Annotated in this window: 2 protein-coding genes; both read right to left on the minus strand. The window is 41.3% G+C overall.

The window, feature by feature from the left end:
• Positions 1 to 108 precede the first annotated feature (108 nt).
• A complete protein-coding gene (locus IJS99_02315; GenBank protein ID MBQ7560656.1) occupies positions 109 to 2,805 on the minus strand; it encodes a DEAD/DEAH box helicase family protein in 2,697 nt (898 codons plus the stop codon).
• 6 nt (positions 2,806 to 2,811) lie between these two features.
• On the minus strand, positions 2,812 to 4,826 hold a 2,015-nt coding region (locus IJS99_02320), incomplete at its 5' end, for a site-specific DNA-methyltransferase (GenBank protein ID MBQ7560657.1).

Consider the following 4,826-nt stretch of genomic DNA (forward strand, 5'->3'; position numbering starts at 1 on the left):
CAAAGCCGCCGCCGTGGGCGGGTGGGTGGGAGGCGGCGGCAGGAAAAAATTTTATTGTGTGATCGCGGGATAAAATCATAAATTATTCCCCTTTCAGCTTGCTGCAAATTATAAATATTTCTCAATAATCCCGTCTATATCAGCTATATTATACGAGACATCACAAGCCCATTGCCCGAACTCTTTAGAGTCATTCACTGCTGTAACCCAGTCCATTAATGCACGCCGCTTAAATTTATCCTGTTCTGAGTCCCTGCCTTTGACTTCAAGAATCAAATTTGTATCATTATCGAGTCTTATCAAGAAATCAGGCAGATATTTTCTTACTGCTCCATTATACAAATAATATATATAGAATCCTAAGTGATCATTTTTTGCCCATGCCTTAACGTGTGAATTTCTCTCAAGTGAATAGGACTCGCTTGCTTCCCATGTGCTGTCATAGACGCAATTATTTATATGAGATTTACGGGTTATGCTATTCGGCTTAATTGTCCACCATCGCGGCATATCTCCAGTCGAACAAGTGCGCTTTAATCTATCATAGACGGGGATAATTTTTCCTGTGTTCTCGCTCCTGATTGAGTCCCATAAATTTTTTATGATTCTATCCATATTTCCGGCGAATATAATTTTTTTGCGGCTCTCGTTAATTGCGAATAATTCAGGCTTTATCTTTATTAAATCACTCCGCAAATATTCACGAACTAGATTTATAACTTGTCCCAGTAATAAAATTTTCGCGCCCTTATTTTTCCAGTCGGCTGGGAGTTCGTCAAAAAATTGTGCTGCTGTCTGATAAATTATTCTCTGAAGTCTGAAACTCTTTGCTGCCTTCTCTAAATCTATTTCGCTGACTCGTGTTAAGTCGACTTTACCATTTAGAACCGGTGCTATTTCCGCGTGAATTATAGTTTTTGCTGCGTCTAATTCTAAATTATTTATCGAGCCTAAATCAAGACTCAATTTTTGCCCGCTTATATATTCAAGTTTTATTATATTCGGCCAAGTTATAGCAAATTCCCGGCGTGAGTCAAGCGCTTTTATTTCAGTCGAGTCAGTATGAGAAACGCTCCCGCCCCCTGAGTCCTCATGAGGCAGGAAAGAAAATGGGACTCCGAAAACATTTACATATTCAGGCGTGAAAAATTCTCCCTCGTTTAATTTGTCGTATGAAGTCCTGCGCAGGCCCCGCCCTATAACCTGTTCGCACAATAATTGACTCGTGAAAGCCCTCAAGCCCATTATATGCGTAACTGTCCGAGCGTCCCAGCCCTCTGAAAGCATACCGACTGATATAATATTACGCAGATTTTCACCCGGTTTATTTTCTTGGCCGACTGTGTCAACTTTTTCGCGCAGTAATTCACCTTCTGAGCTCGTAACATCTTCTAATTTCCGCGAGTCAATTCTCAAAATTTTATCCGGTTCGCAAAGTTCTTCAGGCAATAATAAATCCTGCGATAAAAATAATCGTTCGATCCTTTCAGCTGTTCGAGTGCAATTCGCTACACTTATCATGACGGGGGGGATTTTTTTGCCGGAATCTCGCCACTGTTTAAAGACTTCTAACCAGTCAGACGCAAGAGTTTTATATGCACTGCGGACTAAATCGGGCAATAATGACTCTTGAGGCTGTGAACTCGTTAAATTATTCTTTACTTCTTCATCTGAATAAATATGATACAGCTTTGATTTATAAGTTTCAGGGTCAGGCTCTAAATTATCACGTACAACAACACGGGGAGTCTTCACAAGCCCTGACTCGATCCCATCACTTAGCGAGAAATCACTAACTATCCAGCTGAATAAATTTTCTTCACTCGTTTTGCTGCCCGGTATAAACGGAGTCGCCGAGAAATCATAACACGTCAAAATCTTTCTTGCTTTATGAATCCTGTCAAGTCCCTGAATCCAAATTGTAGCCTCGTTATCTTCTTCTTTGAATTCCCTGCGCTTATCTGCGAGTCTATATGCGTGATGTGCCTCGTCATTTATTACTAGCCAGTTTTCAGCCGGACTCCCTAAAATTTTCCGTGAATATGCCCCGTCGCTTAATGGCCCGCGCTTGTCAACTTCTTTGCGTTTTGCGATTGCCTCATCATCGTCCCAGCTCAAAGCCTGCCAGTTATGAATAATAATTTTTGCCTGACTCATTAATTCCCGAATCTCAACCGGCAATATATCAAATCTTTCATAATAATTATCATGATAATCAAATCTCAAAACTTGAAGACGCTTCTTAACTGTCAAATTAGGTGCGACGACTAAAATATTTCTTGAATAGTTAATATTGCGCGAGTCCCTGACTTTATTACACACCTGCCACGCTATTAACATAGCCATTACTATAGTTTTGCCGCCGCCTGTACATAATTTCGTGCATATTCGTTGAAATTTGCTCCCGTCATCCTGTATTAACTGCCGCCTGCCCTCTTGAGATTCTTTCAGCCATATAAGAGTCTCTATTGCGTCAAGTTGACAGAAGAAAAACGGGTAACTCCTCGCGCTCATGTCGTGCCAGTGATTTAATAGTTTACGAGTTATATTATTTGCTCCGGGGTAATTTGACTCGCGCCACTCCTTAACATGCGGCCTAATCTGATTAACTAACGCGATTTCTATAAATTGTCCGGAGTCATCATCAAATTTTTTAGCTCCCTTTGACGCAACTAGATAGCCCGCACTCCTACGGCCTGAAACTTTATAGAAACTTTTTGACTCTCTGTTATATTCCCAGTGATAAACCGGCTCACTATAGGGCGAATTTATTATTAACTGCGAAATTTTTGCGGTCTCGTTCATGATTTATTAATAAGCCTCCTGCCCGACTGTTAAAACTTTCATGCTTTCGATCCCCCGATCGTCTATAATTTTCACGGCGATTTGCTGATTTTCCTTTGCGTCGAACTCAAGCGACTGAATCCCTGAAAAATTTTCTATCAAATCCGAGTTTATTTCTGTCTTGAGAGTTTTCGCCAGTTTTGCCCAGCCTCCTGTTTTGCCTTCAATCGGGAAGAATATTTGCGTTGGATTTAGAGTCATTCCGTTATAATCGCTGTCTAAAAGCCACATTGCTATTTTGTCCGTGTTGCCTGACTCGATTCGTCCTGCACTCACGTTGTAATAGTCAAATCCTAAAACTTTAACGCGGTATTTTCCGGAGTCTAATTTTTCGAGCATTATATCAGGCTGTCCTACGAACCAGAATAATGAGTCCGTGTGTAATTTCCTGCGCAAATCCTGAGTCATTAAATCTGTGTTCATGTTCACAACTAAATAATCACGGGTCTTGTCGCGAGTCCTCAAAGTATTTATCATTTCGAGTGCTGCAGGGTCAAACTGGAAAGCCGCATAAATTATTACGTCATGAGGGAATTTGTGAGCCTCCTTAAATGATTCATAAACACGCCGGGAGTCCATTAAGCTCGACTCATTTGCAAACGAGATAAAAACGTGCTTCCCCTCGTCTGTATAGGCCTCTGCGCTGATATATTGAGCTCCTGAAAAAATTTCTATGCTTGAGAAGTTCATTTTTTCCCCGTGAGTCCCTTGTATTCCCGTCGCCTTCAGCTGTTCGCACCAGTCAGAAAATTTTGCGGCCTCATTTGGATTTGACTCGATATTTGCGGCCTCTTCAGGTGAGAAGACTACAGGAGCGGGCAGAGCTTCAACGTTAAATGCTCCGGTTACACGAATTTTTTTATTATCTTTGACGGGCTGATCGTATAAAATTTCTTGTTCGGGAGTCTCGTTATTGGCTATTGATTTCAGAGTTACATGCGGGACTGTCTTATAAACAAATCCGGCTGAGATTCCTTTGTGAGGGTCGGCGAGGGTGTAATAATCATATACGGCTGTGAGTAATCTTTGACGGGCTATTGCTATGGCTACTCGTGAAGTGTCGCAGGTTATCCAGCGTCTGCCCCATTGTTCGGCGACATAGGCCGTCGTTCCTGATCCGCAAGTTATATCGAGAACTAAATCATTTGGATCTGTCGTCATTAGTATACAGCGTTGAATTACTTTTGTTGATGTCTGCACTACATATACCATATTTGACGCGCCGCCCGTGTCGTCCCATAAATTATTTAACGATTGCAAAGAAAAATCATCATGATACCTAACATATGAAGGAACTTGACCCGGTGCCATAATTCGTTTTGCTTCTATAAGTCGCTGCATTCCCGCTTGATTCGTCTTCCAACTTTTTTTGCCGCATTTAAAAATTTTGCCTTCAAATTCAAAATCATACATACAACTTTGAGTATATCCGACTGAAGAAAGACTCACGAATCTAAATGGCCGCGCCCCTATTGGATAATTTTTCGGTGATTTTCTCTCTTCATTCGTCATCGCTCGTCTTGTTCCGTCTTCAAGTTCAAGCCATGTATATAATGTCCCCTCGCCCGCGTCCTTATTCACGTATAAATCATGATATTTCATTTGCGTTTTATCTTTTGCGTACCATATTATATAATCACATACACCGCCGAGTCCTGAAGTGGTAAGGGGTGAAGTTTTGCGAAATGTAATCAGACTCACAAAATTATCCGGCCCGAAAATCTCATCACAAATTTCTCTGACATGGTGAACGTTCTCGTCGCTAATCTGAATAAAAACGCTGCCCGAGTCCGTCAATAATTCCCTAACGAGCAGCAATCTATTACGCAAATAATTCAAATATGAATGAATACCGAGCTCCCATGTATCGCGGAATGCCTTAATAGTTTCGGGTTCAGTTGTTAAATCGTCGTCATTCTTGTCTTTAACGTCGCGCTTATTAATGAACGGCTGAAAATTTGATCCGTATTTAATGCCATAAG

The sequence above is a fragment of the Synergistaceae bacterium genome (assembly GCA_017444345.1).
Lineage (GTDB): Bacteria > Synergistota > Synergistia > Synergistales > Aminobacteriaceae > JAFUXM01.